Raw genomic sequence first — 26,051 nt, 5'->3', positions numbered from 1 at the left:
TTCCTTGGTATTAAACGATCTCTGTTTCTTGTTTATAGTTCAAACTATCGACCTTACGAATGAAAGGATAGTAAATAAAGAAGCCGATTGCTAAAACAACAAATTGTAAAATAGCGGTCCGGATGCCCCCTACTAGAAATCCTGAAATGATCGGCGGGGTCGTCCACGGAACTTGCACAGCAGTAAATAACGGTACGATACCAGTATAAAGTGCAAAATACGTGATCACGCCTGAAACCATCGGTGTCAAAATAAATGGTAAGACCATGATTGGGTTCATGACGATCGGTGTCGCAAAAATAATTGGTTCATTGATATTAAAGAATGCTGGGATCAGGGAGAGACGTCCTAATTGTTTGAACTGCGCTGAACGGGCAAAAGCCACCATGTATAGCACGATGCCAATTGTCATTCCTGCACCAGTTACCGTCATAAATTGATCTAAAAACTGTTGGGTCACGATGTGTCCGCCATTTTCCAATGTCAATGCTTTACCAGATTCAAGAATAGCCGTATTTGCTAATGAATTGGCTTGTAAAATCGGCCCCATGATGCCGCCCACGATCGTCGAACCATGAACCCCGAAGAACCACAAGAATGGTACTAAGAAGCCTAGCATCATTGCACCGCCAAGAGAATCCGTCACACCTTGCATTGGACTTTGAATCACGGTGTAGATCCATTCGACCACGGTTGTCTGAAAGGCTTTATCAAAGAAAACATAAATGCCTAATGCGATGGTCGTCAAAACAGCTGCCGGAATCAACGCTGTAAATGAGTTTGCAACATTGGTGGGTACTTGTTCTGGCAGTTTGATCCGGATGTCGCGTTTTAAGAACCAAGTATAGCCCCAACCCACAAAAAGCCCTACTAAGATGGCACTGATCATGCCTTGTCCACCAGTCCATGTTTTATCAATGACATTTGCGATGGTCACATTTGCTTCAGCATCCGTTACACTTGACTCCATAGTTAATAAGAAAATAACTAAACCAATCATTCCTGCAGGGAGTCCTTCGTAACCTTCTGCTTTTACATACGAATAGGCGATGCCCATTACGGCGAAAAAGGCCATAATTGCAAAAGAGGCGCCATAGGCTTGGTTGAAGTATTCACCTAAGCCGCTATTCGTTACCCAATCCGCAATCGACTGGACGGGAAAGTTTGCTAACAGTAAGAAAATCGATCCTACGATTGAAAAGGGCATCGTATAAAGCATACCGTTTCTTAATGCAGTGATTGCTTTCGTATTAACAAATTTTAATATTGGGGGTAATAATTTCTCATTGATCCATTCGTTCATCTCACATCACTCCTAAAATAAAATTCCATCCACCGGCCAGTGAATTCGCTTACAAATAAATCTTAATGGATAATATTCCCCTTGCCTATAGCTTTTCTAAGTTATGAAACATGTTCCAACAAAAAAAACAGCCGAAGCTGTTTTTTTACGATCGCTTAGATTTGCTTGTAGACTTGATGGGCTAAAAGTTCGATCAGTGTAATCACCGGGACTTGCGTTGTCAGGTTCAAATCGACTTCTTTTCCGCCACTTACGACGGGCATATAATACGATATATTGTAGTCCGCCATTTGGGCGATCGTCGATTTTTCATCATTGGTGATGCTGAGTACTTTTGCTCCATAGCGTTTGAAGTCTTCCGTTTGCTTGATCATTTGAATGGTTTCACCCGACACCGATAAAATGATCGCTAACGTATTTTCCATTCCACGAGACGGTACTGGCAAAAAGGGATCAACGATGCTATAAGCATTAATGCCTAAGTTGGCAAAATAGCGACTGCCATAGGTGCCCAGAATGCCGCTTGTGCCGATACCGGAAAACGCCACATGGCGTGCGGAAAGAATCAATTCTACTGCCGGTTGGATAAACTTACGGTAATCTTCATTATTGACTTTTTTTAAGAATGTATTGACTTGAATCGTTGCATCATAGAAAAGATCAAACGCTCGTGCGTCTTGTTCCTTTTTTTGACAGATTGCATACTTTAACTCTGAATATCCACGATAGCCCAATTTCGTGATACATCGTAAAATCGTCGACGTTGAGACGTGGCATGCAGCTGACAATTCGCGAATCGTCAGCTGATCGATCTCTTCAAAATGCTGGACAATGTATTTATAAACTGCCATTTCAAGCTCGTTCAAAGTCTTGATTTTTTCTTCATCAAACATCCCACTGCCTCCACCCAACAAATTCATCGCTCTGATGATCGATTAGATCGCAAATAATTCCGTCGCTTTGTCAGGATCGGTATCAAAGACTTCAAACGTTTCTCCAACACCTAGATCATGTTCTTTCATGGTGTTGACCATCGTTAAGTGCGCCAACTCTTTCAGGTTGTTTTCTTTACTTAAATGACCAAGATAGACCCGTTTGGTGTTGTCGGTCAAGATATCCGTCATGACAAGTGCGCCATCTTCATTCGATAAGTGACCGCGATCTCCAAGAATCCGCTGCTTGAGACTCCATGGATAAGGACCCATTCGCAACATTTCTAGGTCATGGTTGCTTTCTACAAGGTATGCATCGGCGCCTTTGATGATGCCTCGCACATGATCGCTGCAATAACCGGTATCCGTCAACATCACGAATGATTTGCCGTCTTTATGGAAACGATAAAATTGCGGCGCTGCAGCATCGTGAGAGACGCCAAAGCTTTCAATGTCCAAGTCACCCAAGGTCAGCACTTTTCCCATTTCAAAGATATGTTTTTGCTCGACAGCGACGTTACCGATCATTGGATCCATCGCTTGCCATGTTTTTGTATTCGCATAGACATCAAGTTTGTATTTTCGTGCCAGTACTCCAACACCGTGGATGTGGTCCCGATGTTCGTGGGTCACAAGAATGGCGTCCAAGTCTTCTGGTTTGCGCCCTACTTCATCCAATAATGAAGTGATCTTCTTGCCGCTCAAACCGGCATCCACTAAGATCCGCTTTTTATTGCTTTCGATATAGAGCGAATTCCCTGAGCTTCCGCTGGCTAGAATACTTACTTGAAAGGCATTTTCCTTCATCATGGTTTACGTGACTTCCTCTCTGGTTGTTTCAACGAGTTCCATTATACCCGCTTTTTTATGGATTTTCTACCTTTTGAACGGCATTATTCGTGATGATCCGATTGCTGAAGGCATTGACCGTTTCGATTTGGATGGTGTCATCGCCATCTAATTGGAAAGCAATAAACCATGCAGGAATATACACGTTTTTTTCCCTAACCTTCAAAATCATCGTATAGGCTAATTCCGTCCAGAGAATTTTCGAGTGACTTGGCAGCTTGTTGTTCAGATAAAGCGTATTTACTGCTTCTTTTTCTGAATAGACCGTCATCTTTTCCCTTAGAGGCGTAATATTGGAGATATGTGTTTGCGTATAACGGGCAATCTGCAGTAGATCATCCGTTTGTTCTAAGGTGATATCGATCCGACTTGAGCTGTCATTGAAAGGAATGCCTTCATACGACTGGACCGCCACCACCGTCGGATGATTGGCGTTCAAGACAGAGAGGTTTTCCAAATAGTCATATTCATCCCCAAACAGGACTTGGTCTTTACGTTGCAAGAAACCATTGACGGTTTCTTCCGTTTGAGAATCATCACTGATATAAAAGCCATTGGTTGAGACATGGATCAACTGCTGCCCTTTGACCGTCGACCCTCTTTTGAACTGAGTATTGAGTTGCGGATTTCGTAGTTCTGCCTCAAAATCCGTCTGTTCACCGCTCAAATAATAGCCACTCAAGACCTCGTCTGATAATTCACCAGAATACCGAATGTCCTCAGAATCGAGTCGTTGTTCGATAGGAATCGTTTGGTTTGATTGTGAAACCATCTGATGCTCGCTGCGAGCCTCACTATAAACATTGAATAAAAAGACATTCAGACCAAGAAAAGCGAGGAAAAAAATCCATTCGATTCGTTTAAAATCCAATTAATTCTCCTCCGTTTCTGCTAATTTTGTCATTAATGCATCATAGCTAATCCAAGACGAGTCATAATTGACATACCAAGCAGGCGTCAAATCAACCAGTGGTGCATCTTTGATCTCCCCCCACTGATAGCCGACGATGATCTGTTGCAACAACGCTGGGTCAGCCCCTGCCGCAATCAAATCATTTTTGACTGACAAACTAGAAGGCAATTCAATCTCCGTTTCAGAAGGAATCGGCACTTGGATCGCATTCAAGCTGGCAGAAATCGTCATTTCACGACTGCCGGTCTGACCACTTTCTGAAAAAGCGACACTGATCACCCCCTGGCCGCCTGTACTAAAGACTGGATAGCCTTCGACGAAAACCCGATAATCCAAGTGTTTGTCTTGTTGATCAAAATAGCGGATCGTCCCAAAGTTATTGCCTAGACGAATAATGTAATCCGCACTCAACATTGCCAGATCCATTTCATCGGAACCGTCTGTGGTGGTTTCAAACTTGACTTGCTGCTGATCTTGCAAGACCGTCATGTTTTGCCCACCTTCATAATAGTAGGTATCGACACTTTCGTCGTTGATCTTGACATTTTTAGGATTGCTGAAAAAGGCTTCTCGGAACAAACTCTGAGACTGTGTCGAAGAATAGTAGCTGTATTTTTTTAGCTTGATCGAATCCTGCGTATAGTATTGATTGCTGGATCGTTCTTGATCAGTCCTCATTGCCGTCCATTCCCGAGGATTGTCTGCTAGCAAGTGTTTTACTTGGCTTTTATCCCAGTCGATCTTGCCTCGAACTACTCGTTGATGGGTAAAGTCAACAAATTGGATCGTATTTTCTTCGAGATCAAACTGGATGCGAGAAAACGGAAAATCCTCTGTTTCACTTTCGTCCTCTAAGGACAGTTCTTTATCAAAGGTTTTCTCGTAATCTTTCAAGTAAAATGTCGTATAGTAGTTTAAGGATATTCCTTGATCGACCTCTTGGGCTTTCGAAAAAGCCTGTTCTTCACCATAGGTTCGCAGGGTCAAATCACTGATCGTTGCCTCGTTGATCACCTCTTGGATCTCTCGAATCACCGCTTCAGAGTTGGTTTCTTTGATATCCTCTTCATCATTCCATGTTAGATATAGGGGCAAAAACAAATCGCTTTTTTGTTTGTACGTTTGAACCGAAGGATTGACGCCAGTATCTGTTTCGGTGCTGGCATTGTTGAACCCGGTCGGATTTAGCCAAATCATATAGGAGAAATAAAAACTCAAGGCGATCATCACGATCAAACCTGCTCGAATGATTTTTTCTGAGATTCTCATACCCACCAATCCTCCTCATACGGTTCATACGGCAACATAATGTAAAATGTTGACCCGCGATTTTCTCGACTTTCCGCCCAAATCGCACCGCCATGAGCTTTGATGACTTCACGTGAGATCGCCAACCCTAAGCCGGTACCTCCTTGTTGCCGGGCTCGAGCTTTATCGACTCGGTAAAAACGATCAAAGATCTTCGTGAGATCTTTTTTCGGAATTCCTAGTCCTTGGTCATTGATGCTAAGGACGATGTTGTTATGAGTCTCCATCAATTTCACCGTAATAATCCCACCATCTGGCGAATATTTGATGGCATTATTCATGATGTTGTCGATCACTTGGATCATTTTGTCCGTATCGACTTCCACCCACAATTCTCGTTTGGTGAACTCCCGACGAATCAGATATTTTTTGCTTTCATTCGTCACCATCATGTCAAAACGGTCCAACACGAAATTAACCATTTCATTGAAATTGATGTATTCCAATTGCAGTTGCGAATTGCCGCTATCCATCCGCGACAAACTCAATAGGTCATTGATCATGCGAATCATCCGATCCGTTTCATCCAAGGTCACTTTTAGAAAGTTCGGTGCAATTTCTGGATCTTTCCAAGCACCCTCACTCAGCGCTTCGATGTAACTACGCATACTCGTTAGAGGTGTTCGCAACTCATGGGAAACGTTGGAGACAAATTCTCGCCGTTCCTGCTCATTTTTTTCTTGTTCCGTGACATCGTGCATTACCGCAACTAGACCGGAAATGAACCCGGACTCTCGACGGATCATGGAGAAATCGATGCGCAAGATCAGATTTGTTCCCGTCAAATCATTGCTAGGACGTTCCAAAAGCATGTCTTCAGGATTTTCCAAAAGTTTTCGCAACGTGTATTCTTCATCGATTTCCAATAACGTCAAAATCGACTGCCCGATCGCTTCTTCGTTAGTGACATTCAACAAGGACATCGCCATCTCATTGATGGTTATGACTTTGCCTCGTCGGTCGGTGGCAACAACGCCGTCTGTCATGTGGGATAAGACACTATCCAAACGATTTCGCTCGGACTCCATCGCCTCTTGAGTCTCTTCGATTCGTTCCCCTAGTTGATTGAAGGTTTCCGCCAATTGTCCCAATTCATCTTTCCCATGAATCGCGACCTTGCGGCTATAATCTCCTTTAGCGATGCGAATCGCTTGTTCCCGCATCTCTCCAATTGGTTGGGTAATCGAACGAGAGACCAATAGTGCCACAATGATCGAAATCACTGCCGCTATCAGCGAGGCGGTAACAAAAATGACCGCCGTCGTACTGACTTCATTGTACTTTGACTCTAGATTGCTCCGTAAATAAAGGGTTCCTAAAACGGTATCCCCTGTCGGTGATTGGATCGACTGGACGATATTGAACACCCGCTGACCGCTGGATTCATCATAAAGGACTTCACTGCGGTTCGTATCGTAATCACGGTAATCATTTTTTTCTCCCACCGAGCCACGATCATTGATATTGGTGGTTGCACGAATAATCCCTTGCTCATCCACCACCCGCATCTCCAAAATTTCTGAAGAGTTGGTACTCGTTAAGATTCGATTCAGGGAAGCATTCATGGAATCCCAATCCAACCCGTCATCATTATCCATGCGACTCAATTCAGAGCCTAATGTCACCACTAACGTGCTGGCCCGTGCCTCCATGTCGCGTTTGAAGGCATCGACCGTTGTTCTTTCCAATTCGCGAATAAAATACGCCCCGATAATCTGGATCGCAATCAATAAGATCAAGATAAAAGTCAGGGCGATTTTGAAGTTCACCGATTGAAAAAAGCGAACCTTATTTTTCATAGCTTATTCCTGTTCTGGGTTCCGCAAGTAATAGCCCACTCCGCGACGAGTAACCAAATAGTTTGGATGGCTCGGGCTGTCTTCGATTTTTTCACGCAAACGGCGCACCGTCACGTCAACGGTTCGGACATCACCAAAGTAGTCATAGCCCCAGACAGTTTGTAATAAATGTTCTCGGGTCATCACTTGACCAAGATGTTTTGCCAAGTAGTGCATCAATTCAAACTCCCGGTGCGTCAGTTCGATGGCTGCACCATTTTTAGTGACCATGTAGGCATCGGGATGAATCGTTAAATCACCAATCGTTAATTCGCTGTTGGCATTGTCGTCTGCTTCCTTCGCAGCTGCCGAGCCGCGACGCAGATTGGCTTTGACGCGGGCCACCAATTCCCGGTTTGAAAATGGTTTGGTTACATAATCATCCGCACCAAGCTCAAGGCCTAGTACTTTATCGATTTCAGAATCTTTGGCTGTGACCATGATGATTGGCATGTCATGGGTTTTGCGCACTTCCCGTGCAACTTCCAACCCATCCATTTTTGGTAGCATCAAATCAAGCAAAATCAGATCAGGATCGACCTCGGCTACTTTTTCTAATGCCTCTTCTCCATCATAGGCGGTATATACTTCATATCCTTCTTTGGTTAAATTAAATTTGACGATATCAGAAATTGGTTTCTCATCGTCCACGACTAGGATCTTTTTCAAAAATGTCACCTCAATTTTTTTTGGTTTCTTACTTATTATACATTATTTAAACGGGCTTTTCATCTTTCCCAAAAACCGCGGCCTTATTCTTAAGGAAAGCACAAAAAAAGAAAGGCACGGGGCCTTTCTTTTTTACTCTTCTAAAAGCTGGATACCGATCCCTAACAACCCAGGACCCGTGTGGACGACTAATGCGGGAGAAATTTGTCCAAATAAGATTTCTTTGACCTTAGGAAATTCGGCTTCTAATCGTGCTTTCATTTCTTTGGCTTCTTGTAGTGCATCACCTTGGGCCACGGCTAAACGCACATGGCGATGATCACCGATGAATTGCTTGATCAAGTCAACGGTTTTGTCCAAGCTTTTCTTCCGTCCACGAGATTTTGCGACCGTATAGTAGATCCCTTCTTCATTACAAGAGATAATTGGATTCAATTTCAAAGCATTACCTAAGATGGATGCGACCAGACCGATGCGGCCGCCTTTTTGTAAATACTCTAAGGTAGCTACGTTGAAAAAGACTTTGTTTTTCGGTACTTCATTCGTTAATTGTGCCCGCAATTCTTCCCAAGCCACGCCTTTTTCTAACAGTTCTGCCGCACGAATCGCTTGCAGCCCTGCACCGATCCCAATATTTTTCGTATCAAGTACAAAAACCTCAAGATCCGTCCGTTGTTCACCTAACAGTCGAACGACATTAAATGTTCCGCTCAATCCGCTGGAGATGGTTACGGCAAGGACTTTTTCATACCCATCGGCTTTGATCCGATCAAAGATTTCCCCGATCGCCGCGCCATCAGGTAACGAGGTACTAGGGATCTCTTGTGGCAAGCGCTCGTAAATTTCTTCGGCAGTAATATCAACTTTATCGGTATAGGTTCGATCCTTATAGATTATTTGCAATGGCAGCATATACATGCCGTATTGCTCCATGATCTGTGCGGGAACATCGGTACCTGAATCAACTAATAGGGCAATTTTCTCTTTATTCATGGGCTTCTCCTTTATGTGTTTCTAAATAAATGACTTCCAATTCGATTGTTTTTTCTGCCAATAATTTATTAGCAAAGGAACGCGTTGCACCTTTCATGGCCACTAATTCAATCGGGATTGGTTCCAATGCCATTTGCTCGGGCTCTCCCATTGCTTCTTTGCCAACAAGATGGATTGCTTTTTCTTGTTCTTCACAAAATACATTATAGGCATTTCTGATTCCGACAGCTTTCCCTTGAAAAAGGATGCCTGTCTTTATTTCTGGAATTGTCAACACTTGCTTCAGCATCGTGATCGCGATCAAAAATGCGAGATGCTTTTGGTTGTAACGTTTTTTTTCTGGTGCGGGGATCATCCCTTTTTTGACATAATTATTGACCATAGAAGAGGTCAATAGCGGATGTTTTTCTGTTTGGATCACAGGTGATAAATATTGGTCAATCAAAGTGATTACCTGATCCATATACAGTTCCAGGGTTGGCAACTCTTCCCACCTAGGCAGATGGAATTCCAGCAGCGATTCACCCCATGTTTTCATGTCCGATTGTAATTTTTCCATGTCATCCTCCATTTTGACTAACAGAAGGTTAGATTATCACAAACTAATCATCTAGTTTCGATAACTAGATACATTTTATCACGGTTTTCTGAGTTTTTAAAGCAATCTGATCAATCTTTTAAGAATTTCCTATCATTTGAAATTGGGGAACGAATGGTGTTTTTTTAAGATAACCCCTGTTTTCCAACTGAAAAAAGCGCACATTTTTTTCAAAAGAATGATTGATTTTTAAACACCGGAGTGCTAAGATAATGAAGTACTTTTGGTACGGGCCGTTAGCTCAGTTGGTAGAGCAGCTGACTCTTAATCAGCGGGTCGCGGGTTCGAGCCCCTCACGGCCCATTGGGTGCCAAACCCACGGAACAGGTAAATGTTGGTGCGAAAGCATTTCGAAAACATTTATGCTGTTCCATTTTTTTGTTTAAGCCTTTTTTGATCACCTTGAAAAGATGCACCAGGGTTTCCTTCTCCACTGCTGATCATTCGGAAACTTATATGACTATCCTTAACACTTATCTCTATCCCCAAAAAACACCTCGCTTCTAAGTAGTTCAGCTATGCTCTTTTCAAGAATCAAAGTAATTCGGGCTAACTTCTTAGGAAGAACTCCCACTTCTCAGACGTCTTTCAATGGTAGATTGCTGCCATTTTTTACAAATATTAGAAACCTTTTGATTCGGCCTCCCTCTTTTTCCCGTTAACTTTAAACTAACTTAATTGCATTTCGTTAGTTTATTATCAACAAGGAGGTATTAGATTTTTGTAACTGTTTAAGTCCCTTCAAATTCTTTTCCTTTATCTTTTCGTTTCTTTTTGCTCCTCCAATAAATACCAAAAAAGCGTTCCATCAACATTTAGTTAACGAAACGCTCTATACATTGTTAAATTATGAATTCAGGTGTTCTTCATTTATGATATTTAAGAATAGATCACTTTTTCTTATTAAGGTAGCTATCCACTCTATAGAAACATTATATTTCAGTGTTCTTTTGGGTTATCTTTCTATCGATCCTATCTCTCTCTGTTTCCTATCAGTACTCGAATTGGCGATAGTAGCGCCGAATTTCCATTGGGTGACAATTCATTTGTTCGACATAGGCATCAATGCGCTGCGTCACACAATGCATCAATAAGTGGGACAGCACTCGGCCACGATATTTCTCACTGATTCCTGAAATAGGATAGTCCTTGGTATCGATCAATGTATAGTTTCCACAAATTCTTGGCAATAATTTAGCTACTCTTTCTGATAATGGACGTTGCTCATCTTCTCCTAAAAATACTGTGACAGGTGTGGTTTCGTCAACGATTTCCAACGTTCCGTGAAGAAACTCAGCAGCATGGATCGATTTTGAACGCAACCAGCTTTGCTCCTCCCAATAGCACATAGCATAAGAATAGACAGCACCCCATTGATTTCCCGCACCGATAAAATAATGCATCGGATCGTGACGATGTTTCTCCGCAAATGCTCGCCCAAATTCGTCCGCCTGCTTTTCAGCTTCTACTAATCCTTTTGCTAAATATTGATCCAATTCTCGATAGTAGGTGTCGTAATCAGGAAAATCTCCATGGTTTTTCATTAATCGATCGGCAACCATAAAGAATTTGATTTGTTCGGTTCCCGGTGCAGGATACGTGATGACATGGTCACATTGTTCCGCCAAAATACTGCCTTTTGAATCAATAAATCCTAGTAATGTCGCTCCTACTTTTTTGATTTCTTCAACTGCTTTAACCACTTCTTGTGTCGTTCCAGTAACAGAGGACAAGATGACTAACGAGTCTTTGGTCAAACGACGGTTGCCGGTTGTATAATATTCTGCCGCATGTTGGACGTAAACCGGTAAGTCACTTTTTCCATTAATGTAAGTGACAGCTTGCATCGCAGAAGCATAGGTACCGCCAATTCCTAGATAATAGATGGCGTCAAAGCCTTTTTCGTCAATGGCGTCGACTAATTTTTCAACTTCTGGACGTAACGCTAACATTCCTTGGATATCATCAATTTGTTGTTGTTCATTAAATTTCAGCATCTTTTCCACCTCTAAATTTTACTTTTTAGCACTTGATCAAAGTCATCAAAAATACGTTTACTCAAATCAATCCCTTTAGCAGCAGCCCCGAGATAGGAGAAAATTTGGAACGGAATAACTAAGAGCAAAGAAGAAAACGTTTCTTCACATGCAACATCCAGCCCAAGTGTATCGGGATTCTTTGCCGCTGCTGTGGTGACCGTATAAGCTTTTCCCACATGGGATGCTAAATAATCATGCAACAGTTGGGCTCTTGATTGATTCGGGCTTGGTGCTTCAATAAAGAAAAGCACATGTTCATGGTTGGCTTCAAGATACGGCCCGTGCATATACGCTTCTAATTCAAATCCTTGCGAAGGCACTCGAATGGTTTCCGTAAATTTCGTTTCAAATTCTTTAGCGGTTCCCCAGTTTGGTCCATAACCAACTGCCACAAACCGATTCGCTAGTTTAAAAATACTTGCGTTTTTCTCAAAAAAATCAATTGTCTTAGCAATGACCTGAGGAATGGCTTCAATCATTTCCTCTAACTGATTTTTGATCATCGACACTTGGTCGTCGGATAATATACCTTTACTGTAGCCAATAGATACCCCCATTAAATAGAGTTGCAATACTGTTGCTACATATCCTTTGGTCACGAATCCAACGGTTTCGATCCCAGTTCCTAGGTCAATTCTTTCATTTACTTTTTGAGCTAAGGGACTCTCGGGATCACTACTTAAACCAATAGTATAAAGACCTTGTTCTGACAAATGCGCCACTGCATCAATCGTAGAAGCACTTTTTCCGCTTTGAGAAACCGCCAAAACTGTCTCGACTTCTTTAGAAAGATGGCCGTAATGATTAAAGTGGTATGGCTCTTCAATCGTGACAGTGATTTGCGCTAATTTCTCCATTGCGTACTTTGCTGCTAAACAGGCATTGGCAGAAGAGCCCGTTGCCAAAATTAGTAAATTCTCGATTGCAGCTCTTTTTTCTTCTTTTTTAGGAACAAACCCCTGCAAGATCTCAACTAGTGTTACTTGCTCTTCTTGTATATAGTCCATCATCGTTGCCACAACAATTCCTCCTTAAAAGAGTCCAATCAAGGATCCTAAAATACCTACGACTGCTAATCCCAGCAGAATAATTAGCGGCTTGACTTCTTTTTTCAAAAGATAGAAGACAGCCCCAAACGCACCCAATGACAATATTTTCGGAACGATATCATCAAAGATGCTTTGAACCGTAACTGCATTTTCTCCTGAACCAATCTGCAACGGAATGTTGATATCGATCATCGTAGCGGTCATTCCTCCTACGACCATCAAACCAATGATTGCAGCGCCATAGGTTAAACTTTCCATCAAACCGTTTTCCTGAATTTTCTTTAAAAATCCTGTCCCAAGTTTATATCCCCAACCAGTCGCAAAATAACGAAATAGTAGATGAGGAACATTAAAAATCACTAGAAACAGAATCGGACCTAGGATATTTCCTTGTAATGCCAATGAAGTTCCTACCCCAGTAGCAATTAGCCGCAATGTTCCCCAAAAGAAGGAATCTCCGATTCCCGCTAAAGGGCCCATCAAAGAGGTCTTGATGTTATCAATCGCTGAAGAATCAAAATTTGGATCATTGACATTTTCTTCTTCCATCGCCGCATTGATTCCTAAAATAAGCGTGACGATATGCGGGGTCGTGTTGAAAAATTCCAGGTGCCGTTTCAACGCATCGGCCATCGATTCTTTTGTTTTGTAGAGTTTCTTTAAAATCGGAATCATCGCATAGACATAAGCTAGGTTCATCTGTCGCTCATAGTTCCATGAGAACTCCATTTGAAATGAACGCCAGAAGACACGATTCAACTCTTTTTTGGTAATTTCGGATTTCTCATTAGAAGTCTTCATCATCATCTAGTACCTCCCCTGAAGTCATTTGAATAGATTGCCCTTGTCCACGAATGTTTCTTAAATTCACGACTATAACAGCCGTTATTGCTCCGAAGATTGCAATCCCTGTAACAGGAATCTCTAAATAAGCTGCTAATGCAAAACCTAAAAAGAAGTACGGTGCAACTTGTTTGTTAATCAGTAACCTAGCCAACATGGCAAACCCAAGGGCTGGAATCAAACCAGTTGCAACTGATAGGCCGTTCTGTACAAAGGCTGGAATCATAGCCAATAATTTACTAATCGTATTGCTGCCTACCATAAAGGAGATCGTCACTACAAGGGCTAACATCAGAGATAGGCCAAAACCTGCTAATAAGTGCATTCGTTCCACACCTTTATAGTTTCCATCTGCCGCGTATAAATCGGCTTTTTGGTTCATCATTGGGATAAGCAGCCCCAAGTAAACATTTTTCAAGATAAGGGTCAAGGTAGCGATTGGAAGTCCCAACAGTAAAGCCGTCTCGGTTCCCGCTCCTGCCGTAATTGCGAAAGCTGTGCCCAGAATCCCTCCGGTTACGACATCTGGTGGAATAGAAGCACCGACAGAAAACGAGCCAATAAACGCTAATTCAAGTGTTGCACCCATAATAATTCCTGTACTTACGTCTCCTAATACGATTCCTGTAAACAACCCAGTGACAATCGGACGCGACAATAATGACGTTCCTAATGCGTATTCAGACTGCGCAATGAATGCAACAATTCCAAGTAATATTGCTTGCAGCATCTCTTTTGCTCCTTTCTTTATAAAACATCTTCGACAGCGACTTTTTTATCCGAAGGTACTTGACGGATATCGACAGCGATTCCTTTTGCAACCATTTTTTTCAAAAGTTCCTCTTCTACTGGTAAAACATTGACTGCTTTGCCAATATTTTTAGAGCCTTCTTTGGCTTTGATCCCACCTAAATTGATTTTGTCGATCTCTGGACAGTTTTCTGCTAACTTATACGCATCTTTGATGGAATCAACTACGATGAATAATTTGTATTTATCCGTCACACCGCTTTGCAGGGCATGAATTGAATCCTCAATTGATTTAATCACCAGTTTTACGCCTTGCGGTTTTGCTAATTTGATCGTTGTCTTACGAATATCATTTGTCGGTACATCATCATTGGCAATCAGAATACAATCTGCGCCTAAATTTTGGGTCCAAGAAAATGCGACTTGGCCGTGTAATAGCCGATGATCGACTCGTGTCAAAATAATCATGTCGTCCCTCCTAAAATTCTTCTTCTTCGATTTCTTTTGCTATACTATCATTGCAAAACTGGATCATATCTTTCGAATTTGCCAGCGCTTGATGGATCGTTTCTGAAATTGCACCTCCCCCTTGAAGTTGTGTCGTCAATTCAATCAACAATGGCAAATTCAAACCTGCGATTAAATAAAAATTGGGTTGTTGGATATAACGCAAAAATTCATTGTTCACGCTGCCGCCAAAAATATCTGTGATAACGATCACTTCATGTTCTTTATATGTTTCCATCAGGGTATCTACCGTTGTCGTTAGATCAAATACTTCGTCCACATAACAGTCAATCGCAAGGACTGATTGTTTTTTACCGCAGATAAGTTCTAACGAATGCAAGATTCCTGATGCAAATCGTCCGTGGGATGCTAAAATAACGAGTCGTTCCACTGCTTTCACCTCACTTTGCTCCAAGTTACATCTTACTAAACGCAAAAAGCGTGCCAAAAAAAGTGGCACGCTTTTCTTATCGATTAAAAATCCGCTTCAACCATTGAAGAATCAGTGTTTCCAAACAAAACGTCATAGATGTAACAAACTTCAGATTCCGGTATTGCGACACTGTAAACCTTTTCAATGACACTAAATGCTTTTTTGATCTCATTCAGCTGCTTTTCATGACACTGGAGTAATGTGTCGCTGGCATGATAAGTATCAATGGCTTCATTTCGAATAAGACGCTCAATTAAGCAACTCGTATGGACAAACAACGCGAGTTTGCGATCATTGGCGATCCGTTGCTGCCACATGCGCTCCAGATTTCCCACGAAAAATTCCATTTGAGAAATCACTTTTTCTGTATCTAGAATCGTTACCGATTGAATCACTCGATCCAATGAAAAGTTTCTTACTAATTGATTGTTCACATAGGCAATCATCTCTTCATCCAATTCTTCTTTTAGCCAACTTAATAGCTCCTCTGTCCCAGCACCCGAAATTAGTTCTTCTAAAGAAATAAAAGGAGCCAGCTCTTGGCGAGGTTTAGTGGTTCCCACAACACCAACAATGTCATACGCTGCCAATGTCTGTCTTATATGTTCACTGTTTTCCAGCTGGTTGAATTCATAAGGAAGGATCCGAATCTGTAAATGATCAGGAATACTCTTTTCTAATAAGGTAGAGATTTGAACAGCAGTTCCAATTCCGGTTGAACAAGTTGTAATGACAACTTTCTCTTTTTTCACTTTTGGAAGAATGATTTCCCATTCGTTTTGGTGAAAGGTATTTACTCGCTCTGGAATCTCTCTCAACGAAATATTCTGTCGGATACACTCCCCCACAGCGATGGCTACACTTGTCGTTACATTGTTCATCATAACAATTGGAACCGCCAATTCTGGAATATATTGATAGACTTCTTTCAAAGACCCCATGTCGAACAAGACAACGAGTCCATTAGATACATCGTTTTTCTGAATATAGGTGGTAACCCTTTCCGCAATTTGTTTGGGCGTGACCTCTAATGGCATATCGAAAGATTGAAAAACCGATTCATTCAATAAGCGGTTCGCAACATTCGCGATACTACTGGCGGTTGCATAACCATGGGCTACTATGATGCTGCGGGGAAGCGATGAATCTTTGGAATACCCCATATCATTGATATAAAGTGTAAAAATGATTCGGTCCATACTTGTTAACTCGATATCCAATGCTTTTTGCACTAGGCCTAGCAAATTCTCGGTGTAACGATCACTTGTAGAATAATGCTTTTTCACACTTTTCAATAGATTTTCTGTCAATAAAAGTTTGTCTTGATCATCCGGCAGCCACTCCACATTTCTCCGCAACCATAAATAATAACTGATTGTATAAACCATGCTCCCATTAAAACTGATTTGAAAAGAATGCTCGATATGCTCCATCATTCGCTGAACATGCTCTGTCACAAAAATCATTGTCCGCTGCTTTTGTTCCTGTTTATGATCAAACAATAAATTTTCGAAAAGCCTTTCGATCACTTTAGAAATAGGCTCGGCTGCCGCCGCAAAGTCCTGCCCTGCTTGGACATAATTAAGCAAGATCTGTTCATACGTTTGGATGATCTTTTGTTGTTCTGGTTCACTTTCCGCAGTTAGCTGCTGGATTTGAGTTTGACTATCAATAAGAACCGGTTGCATTGTCCCCATTTCATTAGGTTCTTCTGTCAGTTGCAGTAAGTGTTCTGGCAAATGATACACAGTGACTGCTATTTTTTTTACTTCTCGTTTTAAACTGGCTGTATAGCTTTTGGCTGTAATAATTTTGATTGTACTTTTCAATTCACCGACATTCCCAGAAAAATGACTGGTTGTTAAAATTTCGATTACTTGAGGTGAGAGCTCTAACGGCAAACCGATACGTTTTTGTTCTTCAATAAATGCTTGCAAAATCAACTGCTTCCTTTCGGAAACCGTCCGTTCTTCCAAAGCGGGCAATGTCGCTTGGATCGGAATTCGCCGTATAAAGGTTGTTAGAAATGTTTGTTTCAAATCTTCGGTGGTCGCAAACACCAACCGACAATCAACTGAGATTGGCCGGCCCGTATCCCCCATTCGATAGATAACTCCCTGATCCAGAAAAGTGAATAATTTTTCCTGTCCTTCAGCATTCAGTCGATGAACTTCGTCAAGAAAGAGGACTCCACCGTCTGCTGCTTCAAATGCACCTCCGCGATCTTCTTCTGCGCCAGTGAAGGCTCCTTTTACATGTCCAAATAAATTGCTCGTTAATAGCTCATGGTTATTGGCATACTGTGCGCAATTGATCGTAATCAGCGGAGCATCACTTTCTAGTAATTCATTTGCCACACAATAATGATGGAACATTTTTACGAGAAAACTCTTCCCAGTTCCACTTTCTCCCGTCAATAAGAAGGGAAGCCCGCCATTTGGATAGAAGGCTGCCATCTTAATCTGTTCAATGACTTCTGCCAGACTACCTTTGCTGCCGATCACACTGGAAAAGAAATCTTCTTTTTGATCAAAAAAAGGCTTTTCTTCCGCCACAGCAGCCAGACTATCATACACGTTTTTTGTTAAAGGATAATTTTGGATTTCAAATGCCTGCTTATGAAAAAAATAAACGGGTCGGGTCGCAATTTTCACAAGGCGACCTTCTTCCGTTAACTGATTCAAGTAGTGACTGATGGTATTTCTCTTGACGGAAAACTTCTCGGCAATATCTTTCGCAGTAAAGACATCGCTTACATTTTCGATAGAGAAAAAAGCTGTTTGATTTTGCAAATACGCGAGTAATTGTTCTTTCATTGTCGTTCTCCTTGTCCGCTTTCTCTGATTATCATAACTTAAAAAGCTTGGGGATGCTATAGAACTTTTCGTAGAGTGATTGTCTTTTCTAAACACAAAAAAAGCAGCATCCTTGATGGCAGCTGCCGCTTTTTATTTTATCTATACAATACTTCTATGACCAATAGCAAATCATTCAATCACTATTTCTGATTCATTTCTATTTGCTAAAATACGATAATTGCCAATGCGATAACGTCATTTGCCACTACTGTTTTCATTTAATCCTTTCCCATATTGGTGAAGGTTGCTTGTTCCTTCTAAATTTTTTCTGATCCAAGCGACAATTATTCTTGCTTGATTTCGACCCATTTTCTTTAGTTGTTTTTGTAGCTGAGGCATGTATAATACTCTATACTTCATCTAACAATTTCTCCATATCAGCTTAAGAAATACCGACCTCTTCTTTCTTTTTAGAAAGAGCCATCGCTTCTTTTAAATGAAATGGTCCCTCTCCTATCCATCCCCTTGACCGAATGTAGTAGCATTTCTTTCAGATTATTAATGAATGATGATGTTTGCTTTTTCAATCATCAGAAATTTATTATTTTTTTAAAATAACAATTTAATTTTTCTTGACCAAAAGAATTCAGAGGTTTATCCTAACTATGGAAAATCGACGACTGGATAAAAAAGAAGCAAGTGAAATTTTTATTCAATTTGACCTTTGACATTTGTGAAAAAATGCATAAGAAACTTGATAGTGATCAAGCGCTTATGGAAAGAAATTTTTTTCTCACTAAATTTCAAAAAACGCTCTATTTTAACCAGTCAGAAAAATCATTTTAAGAAGGAGAAAGCGATGAATGAGAAACAATTACGCTGGTATAATATTGCGCTGATGGCGTTCGTCTCTGTTTGGGGACTGGGAAATGTTGTAAACAACTACGCTCAACAAGGGTTGACTGTTGTTGTTTCGTGGCTATTAATTATGGCTCTTTATTTTGTACCCTATGCATTAAGTGTTGGTCAGTTAGGATCGACCTTCAAAGAGTCAAGTGGTGGGGTCTCCTCATGGATCAAAGAAACCTCAACAAAGCGGTTGGCTTTCTTTGCTGCTTGGACTTATTGGGTCGTTCACGTGCCCTACTTGGCACAAAAACCCCAAGGAATCTTAGTATCATTGAGTTGGTTATTTAAAGGAAATGGTACATTTGTATCGACGATGGGTTCCATGGAAGTATCGTTGATTTGTTTAGCTATTTTTCTATTCTTTTTATGGATTGCCTCTAAAGGATTGACGACCTTAAAAATGATTGGGAACATCGCCGGAACAGCCATGTTCGTGATGTCGATTCTTTTTATCCTTTTAGCAGTGACTGCTCCAGCAATGACTGGTGCTGAAATTGCTACACCAAACATGTCATCTGTTTCAACCTATATCCCTAAATTTGACTTTACCTATTTAACCACGATCTCGATGCTGGTATTTGCAGTAGGTGGCTGTGAAAAAATCTCGCCTTACGTAAATAACACAAAAAATCCTGCCAAAGAATTTCCAAAAGGCATGATCTTTTTAGCCGGTATGGTGGCGTTATGTGCCTTGCTCGGCTCGATTGCAATGGGGATGCTTTTTGATGCCAACCATATTCCAGAAGATTTGATGGTCAACGGCGCTTATGAAGCCTTTCAACGACTAGGAAACTTCTACGGAATTGGCAACTTTTTTGTCATTCTTTATTCCATCGCCAATGCGTTGGCGCAAATTTCTGCGTTGGCATTTTCAATTGATGCCCCATTGAAAATATTATTGTCTGATGCTGATTCAGAATTTGTACCAAATGGCTTAGCAAAACTAAACAAAAAAGGAACACCAGTGAATGGGTATATTATGACTGGTATCCTAGTCAGCATTTTGATCATTATTCCAGCACTAGGAATCGGCAATATGACCGAACTGTATCGTTGGTTGTTGAACTTGAATTCAGTTGTCATGCCATTGCGTTACTTATGGGTCTTCTTAGCCTTTATGCTAGTCAACAAACATGCCAATCGCTTTACTTCCGATTATAAATTCGTGAAAAACACCAAGGTTGGCTTTGGGATCGGCTTATGGTGCTTCTTGTTCACGGCCTTTGCCTGCATTTTAGGGATGGTTCCTAAGCTTGATTATGCGGCAGATCCGCAAGCTTGGTTCTTCCAATTGGCCTTAAATATCATTACGCCAATCGCCTTTCTTTTGATTGGCTTGATCTTGCCGATCATTGCGAAACGTGTAAATAAAAAATAATCATTCCCTCAAAAAAGAGGTGTCCGACAACTATTTCAGTTGTCGGACACCTCTTTCTTTGTAAATGAACTTCTTCGCCGCTCGCGGTATTTGGTCCATCCTCTTGCCGAAGCATTCATTCCTCTTTGTCGTCCTTTTTGATTCCATACTTGATCCATTGCACCTTATAGCGAAAATCTTTGATCAGCTCTTTTGCGGTCCATTCATTCGAAATGAAATCTGTCAGACTATCCATCACAACCGCCATAATAAAGTAAAGGAAACTGACGGCTTCTTGCGTATCATGGATCGTAAAGCGATTTTCTTCTAACAGTTCCAACCACTGACGAATCATGGGCGAATCGTCAGGGATCGCATCGCGCTTCGTCCAGGCATTGCTTTGGGTACATAAGTGGATCATTTTCCAATGATCATCTTCAGGTGACCATTGACTGCACCAAGCCAAGTATTCTTCGATCCCTTTGAAAAAATCATTTTTGTTGCGGTTGATAAACGTAAAAATCGCAGAATGGATTTGGTTGGAATAGTTGGTGATCGCATAGTCATAGGCATCTTCTAAGTTTTGAAAGTACTTGTAAAACGCCCCTCTAGAAATGTGCGATTTTTCGACGATGGCAGAGACCTTGACTTGACTGATATGCTTGCTGAAAAATTCTTCTAAAAGCACGGCATCGATTTTTTCTTTTTTCTCTTGTTTTAAATGAAAAAATGTTGTACTTGGCAAGGGATTCTCCTCCATCATTCGCAATCTACTCCCTCTATTATAAACAAATCCCTCTACTTTTCCACTCAGACTTGTGCAGTTTCTCTTGATGGGGCGTTTTGTTCGATGAGATTGCCATCTTCCATTCGGAAAATGCGATCACTCCATTGGATCATTCGCTCGTCGTGGGTGACCATGACTGTCGCTTTCTTTTTCTCATGTGCTTCTTTCACCAATAACTTCACGACTTCATACGCATGATCGGTGTCTAAGCTGGCAGTTGGTTCATCCGCTAAAATCAAGCTTGGGTCATTAAACAACGCCCTGCCGATCGCTACTCGTTGACGTTCCCCACCAGATAAATCGCGGGGAAACTTGTCTTGAAGGTCGAGAATATCTAATGAAGCAAGCAATTCATCAATCCGTTCCTTTTCCTTGGCTTTTCCTGAAACTTTGTCGACCAAATAAAATTGTTCCTTTACCGTTAGAAAAGGGATCAAATTCGAGCTTTGCAAGATAAACCCAATCTCTTTAAAACGCAACTTCCCTCGTTGCTTTTCATTTAATTGGGAAAAGTTCACCTGGTTGATGATGATCTCTCCAGATGTTGGACTTTGTAAGCCGCCAGCGATGGTCAAAAAGGTACTTTTCCCTGAACCAGAAGGGCCGATGATACTGACAAACTCCCCTTCTTGAACATGAAAATTCAGTCCTTTTAATGCCGTTACTTCCGTATGTTGCTTGCCAAATTTTTTTATAATATCCTTCATTACTAAAATGTCTTTCATCTTTGTTACCCTCCTATTGCCGTGATTGGATCGACTTTTGTGACCGTCCGAATGGAGAATAAGCCGCCTAGAACTGCCACGAGAATCAAGATGCCGCTATAAAGCAGCCATTGCTTTAATTCAAAGAAAAATGGCATGGCATCTGGTAAAAATAAACTGGTGCCGTATGCCGCCGCAAAGGCTAGGGCTACCCCGATCACACCGACCATAAATGCTTGCGCAATAATTGATTTAGCAATAAAGCTGGTCCGAATCCCTTGGGCTTTCATCACACCAAAAATCGCCGTTTTTTGTAGGGTGATCACATACATGAAAATTCCCACGATTGCCGTTGCAACAACAAACAAGAAGTAGATCATGGCGTTTAAGGTCAAGTTTTGGGCAGAAAATCCAGGAAGCTTTTCAATAAAGTCTTCCGTTGCCAACACTTTGAGCGGTGTTCCTTCTTGGTTATCGACTTTTGGCTCACTTGATTTGGTCACAATGATATTGATTGGCTGCTCCTTTTCAGATGCAAATGGTTGATTAGCAAACTTCATTTTTGTCCAAGTATCGAGAGAAGTATAAATCACTGGTGACACCGTATAAGACGTTTCTGGGGTGATCCCAACGACTTTGAAGGTTTCATCTGAACGCCCGATTTTCACTTGATCCCCGACCTTGATACCTTCTTCTGCTAAGTTTTCTGAAATCGTGATCTCATTTTCTTTTGAAAATGACTTGCCTTCTAAAACTTCTGGTAACAAGAACGCATCGTCTTGTGTACCAAAAACAGTCACATTGACTTGTTCATCGTTGACCGTGATGACACTGCTGTATAAACCAATCGGAGCTTTTTGGGTCCCTTCTACACGGTCTACATCCCCTCTCGTCAATTGCGAAGCCGCAAATGTGTCATTCGCATCTTCTGATAAAACGATCGCGGATGAATCCCAATCGACGATGGCCTTTTTAAAATCCCAGTTAAGTCCGGTAGCTAAGCCAGACAATATAAAAACAACATAGGCGATCAAAAACATGATTCCTACGATCAGCCCATATCTTAATTTTGAATAACGCATTTCTTTTATAGCCAGAAACATTGCTCTTTCCTCCTGTTTTCCAAATGTTGACAAAGTGTCACTTTTTGAAGAATACCACACAAGGTGACACTTTGTCACTTTTTACAACTCGGAAAGTTTGTAAGGTTGATCGATCATTCTTTTTCTGTCATTCACTGAGGATGTTTTTTCCTAAAGGAGTGTAAATAAAGAAAGTTGAATACTGGGCGTTTCGCGTAAAATACGCCATTTCCTTTTAACATTCTTTGCTAGATGAAAAAAAAGCATGGCAGACCGTAAATAGTCGAACCATGCTTTGGCAAAAACGAACACGAGGATTTCATTATTGGTGTTCTAGAGATCAGCTGACTTTGCTTTGTCCAATTGTGGAAATTACTGCTCGTAACTGATGACACGAAGTATCAAACTGCCGTTTTTCCTCAGGGGTAAGCGTCAATTCAATAATTTCGCGGACGCCGTTTTGGTCCACGACTGCAGGAACACCTGTGAATAAATCGTTGATGCCATATTCCCCATCAAGGTAGGAAGACACCGGCAGAATCGCTTGCTCATCATTTAAGATCGCTCGAACGATTCTTGCGACACTCATCCCTATTCCGTAAAAAGTTGCTTGTTTTCGATCAATGATTTCATAGGCGGCATTCTTTACTCGTTCAGAAAGAACCGCTAGATCGGCAACGGTCAAACGATCCTTTTGCTTGATCAATTCTACGATCGGTTGCCCACCGATCGTTGTATGGGACCAGACAGCGACTTCCGAATCACCGTGTTCCCCAATGATATACCCATGAATATTTCGTGGATCGATGGCTAATTTTGCCGCCACTTCTTTTCGAAGTCTTGTGGTATCGAGGGTCGTTCCCGTACCAACGACACGATTGGCTGACAACCCTGACACACGCCATGCTTGATAAGTTAAGACATCGACTGGGTTTGAAGCGATGACAAGCACGCCATCAAAGCCTGAAGCCATCACTTGTTTTGTGACGCTTGCCATAATTTCGGCGTTCACATCGATCAATTCAAGCCGTGTTTGTCCTGGCTTTTGGTTGATCCCTGCAGTAATAACGACGATATCAGCATCTTTACATTCCGAGTACTCTCCCGCCCAAACTTTGATGTTTTCTTGCCCCCATGACATACCGTCTAACAAATCGAGGGCTTCTCCTTCTGCTTTGTCTCTATTGACATCGATCAAGACCAATTCATTGATCAGTCCTTGATTGATCATGGAATACGCAATGCTCGTTCCAACGAAACCTGTTCCGACAACGACAACTTTTCTGCTTGTACTTTTCATGTGCGATCCCTTCCCTTTCTTTTCAAATACTTGTGCTATTGTTTTGCGTAGAGTACGCATTTTCTCAAAAAATGGATGATTTTTTGTGTTTCCTTAATAACTATGACCGGCAATCAGCGCTTTGGTTTGCTGATACAAATGAGCAGCATATTTTCCTAACACATAGCAGACGACAATCACGGCAAAGCTTGTTTCAATAATCGTTAAGGCTTGTAGAAACCCAAATATCAGTGGGTGATTCGCAAAAAACAGCGCTGATTTGAACATAGCAGTCGCCGAGATCACAAGAGGAAACGTAAATGCCGCATAGCTTGGGTAAAACCCGACTGCCAACATGTTTTTCATATAAGCGACGACACAAAAATAAATCGTTTGTGACAATAACAGCATAAAGGCGACAAACCAAGCATAGCCTTGTTCAAATACGGAGAGGTAACCCGCTAAACAAAGAGAACCTGGTGCTGTTAAAATCGTGATCAACGGAACTGCCGCACGTTCCGTCAGCTTCTGATGGACGATTCGTTTTAAAATAATCGGCAAAAGCGCAAAATACAATACCAATGCGATCCAGACGACCACTTCCCCCAGCTCTTTAAAAAAGACCGCAGAAGTATTGGGAATGACGCCAATCCCGACGAAGGTAATAAACCAGCTTGGATAAATGTATTCCAGCGAAAGGTCGACAGGCAAAATATGCACGACAACAAAATAGATCATTAAAGCAAAATGTAAGCCGATAGCCCCCCACCAGAGCAGATCATTCACCACTGCATTGGGAATGACCCGTTCAAAAACAGTGGAAATCACCATCAGCGCCATCGTAAAGGTCGGCGCCACCGAAGCAACGATTGGGTTTTGTAACTCTGACATCGTGTGCTTAAATGTAAAGCATACTTTCAGAAGGAAGAGCCCCATGATGAAAATACCAAGGGTGCAAAACCCATTTCCAACCGTCTCCATTCCTTCTGAATACAATAAATTCCCCAAAGACACAGTGCCTAAAATCAACCCACAAATCGGGATTGGCAATGAATGTAAAAAATGCTGGATCGATGTTTTCATCAACTCATCCTTTCTTAATGTATGAAAATTTCAATTAAATTTGCTTTCTTTTTTCTCTACACTTATACTATAATCACCTGCTAACTATTTGTAAAATTGTACTTTTAAATACTAATTATAAATTTTATTAATAATAAAGGAGTCCGCAAAATGATTGAATTGCTCAAAACCTTCATTGTTGTTTATGAAACGAGAAACTTTAGTCTTGCCGCCAAACAGCTCTATAAAACTCAGCCAACGATCTCCTTACAAATCCAACGATTAGAGGCGGAACTTGGCTTCAAGCTTTTTGAACGTAAAGGAAAACAATTGATTTTACCCACCAGCCAAGCGGAGTTTTTGTATCCTCGTGTGGTCGAGTCTCTCCGCTCATTGTCCACTATTTTTTCGCAAGCCAAAGACGCCAAAAATTTTAAAACAGAGTGTGTGCTCGCTTGTTCGAATACCACCGCCGTTTACTTACTGCCCAGCATCATGGCACAGCTGATTGCAGAATTTCCAACATTTGCCTTTGAAATCAAAATCATGAATTCGCAAGAAGTGATCGATGCCGTCGAATCAAACAAAGCCCATATCGGCCTGATTGAAAAATCAATCGTTTCGCCATTGATCCAAAAAGAATTCGTTTATCGTGATGAATTGGTGTTAGCAGGCAACCTCGCTTCTGATTTTTGGGTCTTGCGGGAAAATGACTCGGGGATGTACTACATTAACGAAACCTATCTATACGCACAGCACCTAAATCCGCAAATCATCAAAGCCAATAACAGTGAAGTGATTTTGTCCCTACTAAAACAAAACATCGGCAAATCGATCATTTCGAAACTCTCATTACCAGAAGAGTTGCCTTGGCAGGAACTTGATCCAGAGTACCGCTATCGTGATCTTTTTATCATTCAGAATCGTCAGCGTGTGACGCCGGAAATCGGAAAGGTTTATGAGGAGATTAAACGACTGTTGTTGGCATTGATTCCATAAATATTAGTCTTTTGAACCAATTAAAATGAATACAAAAAAAGACGCTGGAG

The 26,051-nt window shown here is 41.4% G+C and carries 23 protein-coding genes, 1 tRNA gene and 1 pseudogene; 3 read left to right on the top strand and 22 right to left on the bottom strand.

Annotation, left to right across the window (positions count from 1 at the left end):
• Positions 1 to 10: 10 nt before the first annotated feature.
• The 9 genes from IGI86_RS03960 to IGI86_RS03920 all read right to left on the bottom strand — a co-directional run bounded on the left by IGI86_RS03960 (position 11) and on the right by IGI86_RS03920 (position 9,364).
• Positions 11 to 1,303: a PTS sugar transporter subunit IIC gene (locus IGI86_RS03960; protein ID WP_430617753.1), complete on the bottom strand. Its 1,293-nt coding sequence runs from the start codon at positions 1,301 to 1,303 to the stop codon at positions 11 to 13.
• Between the two features lie 155 nt (positions 1,304 to 1,458).
• Positions 1,459 to 2,196 (bottom strand): MurR/RpiR family transcriptional regulator, encoded by a 738-nt coding sequence (locus IGI86_RS03955; protein WP_008377233.1) that lies wholly within the window; start codon positions 2,194 to 2,196, stop codon positions 1,459 to 1,461.
• A gap of 42 nt (positions 2,197 to 2,238) precedes the next feature.
• Complete coding sequence (locus IGI86_RS03950; protein WP_005237390.1) at positions 2,239 to 3,045, bottom strand: MBL fold metallo-hydrolase; 807 nt, start codon at positions 3,043 to 3,045, stop codon at positions 2,239 to 2,241.
• A 55-nt stretch (positions 3,046 to 3,100) separates the two neighbouring features.
• A complete protein-coding gene (locus tag IGI86_RS03945) occupies positions 3,101 to 3,955 on the bottom strand; it encodes a two-component system regulatory protein YycI (protein WP_005237391.1) in 855 nt (284 codons plus the stop codon).
• Positions 3,956 to 5,266, bottom strand: coding sequence for a YycH family regulatory protein (locus tag IGI86_RS03940; protein WP_005237392.1), 1,311 nt, complete (start codon positions 5,264 to 5,266; stop codon positions 3,956 to 3,958).
• Entirely contained in the window at positions 5,263 to 7,104 is a 1,842-nt protein-coding gene (gene walK, locus IGI86_RS03935; RefSeq protein ID WP_008377228.1) for a cell wall metabolism sensor histidine kinase WalK, read from the bottom strand. The genes IGI86_RS03940 and walK overlap by 4 nt, the downstream gene beginning before the upstream one ends.
• Positions 7,105 to 7,107: 3 nt before the next feature.
• Positions 7,108 to 7,812 carry a response regulator YycF gene (gene yycF / locus IGI86_RS03930; protein WP_010747607.1) on the bottom strand — a complete coding sequence of 235 codons (705 nt, stop codon included), beginning with the start codon at positions 7,810 to 7,812 and terminating at the stop codon, positions 7,108 to 7,110.
• A 132-nt stretch (positions 7,813 to 7,944) separates the two neighbouring features.
• Complete coding sequence (locus IGI86_RS03925; RefSeq protein WP_429947454.1) at positions 7,945 to 8,805, bottom strand: DegV family protein; 861 nt, start codon at positions 8,803 to 8,805, stop codon at positions 7,945 to 7,947.
• Positions 8,798 to 9,364 carry a DUF1836 domain-containing protein gene (locus IGI86_RS03920; RefSeq protein ID WP_429946600.1) on the bottom strand — a complete coding sequence of 189 codons (567 nt, stop codon included), beginning with the start codon at positions 9,362 to 9,364 and terminating at the stop codon, positions 8,798 to 8,800. Before IGI86_RS03920 ends, IGI86_RS03925 begins: the two co-directional genes overlap by 8 nt.
• A 269-nt stretch (positions 9,365 to 9,633) precedes the next feature.
• Between IGI86_RS03920 and IGI86_RS03915 the strand changes: the two genes are divergently transcribed.
• Positions 9,634 to 9,706 (top strand) — tRNA-Lys (locus IGI86_RS03915).
• A 689-nt stretch (positions 9,707 to 10,395) separates the two neighbouring features.
• Here IGI86_RS03915 and IGI86_RS03910 read toward each other — a convergent pair.
• The 8 genes and pseudogenes from IGI86_RS03910 to IGI86_RS03875 form a co-directional block, all read right to left on the bottom strand.
• Positions 10,396 to 11,400, bottom strand: coding sequence for an SIS domain-containing protein (locus IGI86_RS03910; RefSeq protein ID WP_430617752.1), 1,005 nt, complete (start codon positions 11,398 to 11,400; stop codon positions 10,396 to 10,398).
• Between the two features lie 11 nt (positions 11,401 to 11,411).
• Positions 11,412 to 12,461 (bottom strand): SIS domain-containing protein, encoded by a 1,050-nt coding sequence (locus IGI86_RS03905; protein ID WP_430617751.1) that lies wholly within the window; start codon positions 12,459 to 12,461, stop codon positions 11,412 to 11,414.
• Positions 12,462 to 12,473: 12 nt separating this feature from the next.
• The gene (locus tag IGI86_RS03900) at positions 12,474 to 13,292 is read right to left on the bottom strand and encodes a PTS system mannose/fructose/sorbose family transporter subunit IID (RefSeq protein ID WP_170920130.1); all 819 of its coding nucleotides are present in this window, start codon (positions 13,290 to 13,292) and stop codon (positions 12,474 to 12,476) included.
• A complete protein-coding gene (locus IGI86_RS03895) occupies positions 13,279 to 14,064 on the bottom strand; it encodes a PTS mannose/fructose/sorbose/N-acetylgalactosamine transporter subunit IIC (RefSeq protein WP_315043888.1) in 786 nt (261 codons plus the stop codon). The genes IGI86_RS03900 and IGI86_RS03895 overlap by 14 nt, the downstream gene beginning before the upstream one ends.
• Before the next feature lie 17 nt (positions 14,065 to 14,081).
• Entirely contained in the window at positions 14,082 to 14,552 is a 471-nt protein-coding gene (locus IGI86_RS03890; RefSeq protein ID WP_430617750.1) for a PTS sugar transporter subunit IIB, read from the bottom strand.
• Positions 14,553 to 14,562: 10 nt separating this feature from the next.
• The gene (locus tag IGI86_RS03885; RefSeq protein WP_315043964.1) at positions 14,563 to 14,982 is read right to left on the bottom strand and encodes a PTS sugar transporter subunit IIA; all 420 of its coding nucleotides are present in this window, start codon (positions 14,980 to 14,982) and stop codon (positions 14,563 to 14,565) included.
• 83 nt (positions 14,983 to 15,065) lie between these two features.
• Positions 15,066 to 17,840 carry a sigma 54-interacting transcriptional regulator gene (locus IGI86_RS03880; RefSeq protein ID WP_430617749.1) on the bottom strand — a complete coding sequence of 925 codons (2,775 nt, stop codon included), beginning with the start codon at positions 17,838 to 17,840 and terminating at the stop codon, positions 15,066 to 15,068.
• A gap of 171 nt (positions 17,841 to 18,011) precedes the next feature.
• Positions 18,012 to 18,242 (bottom strand): annotated as a pseudogene (locus IGI86_RS03875) (type II toxin-antitoxin system RelE family toxin).
• A gap of 439 nt (positions 18,243 to 18,681) precedes the next feature.
• Between IGI86_RS03875 and IGI86_RS03870 the strand changes: the two are divergent.
• Positions 18,682 to 20,109 (top strand): APC family permease, encoded by a 1,428-nt coding sequence (locus tag IGI86_RS03870; protein ID WP_005225272.1) that lies wholly within the window; start codon positions 18,682 to 18,684, stop codon positions 20,107 to 20,109.
• 115 nt (positions 20,110 to 20,224) lie between these two features.
• On the opposite strand, the gene IGI86_RS03865 is transcribed toward IGI86_RS03870, so the two are convergent.
• The 5 genes from IGI86_RS03865 to IGI86_RS03845 form a co-directional block, all read right to left on the bottom strand.
• Positions 20,225 to 20,851 (bottom strand): TetR family transcriptional regulator, encoded by a 627-nt coding sequence (locus tag IGI86_RS03865; protein WP_081118357.1) that lies wholly within the window; start codon positions 20,849 to 20,851, stop codon positions 20,225 to 20,227.
• Between the two features lie 47 nt (positions 20,852 to 20,898).
• The gene (locus IGI86_RS03860; protein ID WP_077453594.1) at positions 20,899 to 21,600 is read right to left on the bottom strand and encodes an ABC transporter ATP-binding protein; all 702 of its coding nucleotides are present in this window, start codon (positions 21,598 to 21,600) and stop codon (positions 20,899 to 20,901) included.
• Positions 21,601 to 21,605: 5 nt separating this feature from the next.
• On the bottom strand, positions 21,606 to 22,682 hold the full coding sequence (locus IGI86_RS03855; protein ID WP_142963006.1) for an ABC transporter permease: 1,077 nt from the start codon (positions 22,680 to 22,682) through the stop codon (positions 21,606 to 21,608).
• 319 nt (positions 22,683 to 23,001) lie between these two features.
• Positions 23,002 to 23,961 carry an L-lactate dehydrogenase gene (locus IGI86_RS03850; protein WP_216682823.1) on the bottom strand — a complete coding sequence of 320 codons (960 nt, stop codon included), beginning with the start codon at positions 23,959 to 23,961 and terminating at the stop codon, positions 23,002 to 23,004.
• A gap of 93 nt (positions 23,962 to 24,054) precedes the next feature.
• Positions 24,055 to 25,023 (bottom strand): TDT family transporter, encoded by a 969-nt coding sequence (locus tag IGI86_RS03845; protein WP_269924377.1) that lies wholly within the window; start codon positions 25,021 to 25,023, stop codon positions 24,055 to 24,057.
• A 150-nt stretch (positions 25,024 to 25,173) separates the two neighbouring features.
• Between IGI86_RS03845 and IGI86_RS03840 the strand changes: the two genes are divergently transcribed.
• Positions 25,174 to 26,001, top strand: a complete 828-nt coding sequence (locus IGI86_RS03840; protein ID WP_244351483.1) for a LysR family transcriptional regulator — start codon at positions 25,174 to 25,176, stop codon at positions 25,999 to 26,001.
• Positions 26,002 to 26,051 lie beyond the last annotated feature (50 nt).

Origin of the sequence: Enterococcus sp. AZ188 (genome assembly GCF_050544075.1) — a bacterium.
GTDB classification, from domain to species: Bacteria; Bacillota; Bacilli; order Lactobacillales; family Enterococcaceae; genus Enterococcus_D; species Enterococcus_D entomosocium.
Note: the sequence above shows the minus strand (reverse complement) of the source record. Positions and strands in the feature narration are given on the sequence as shown.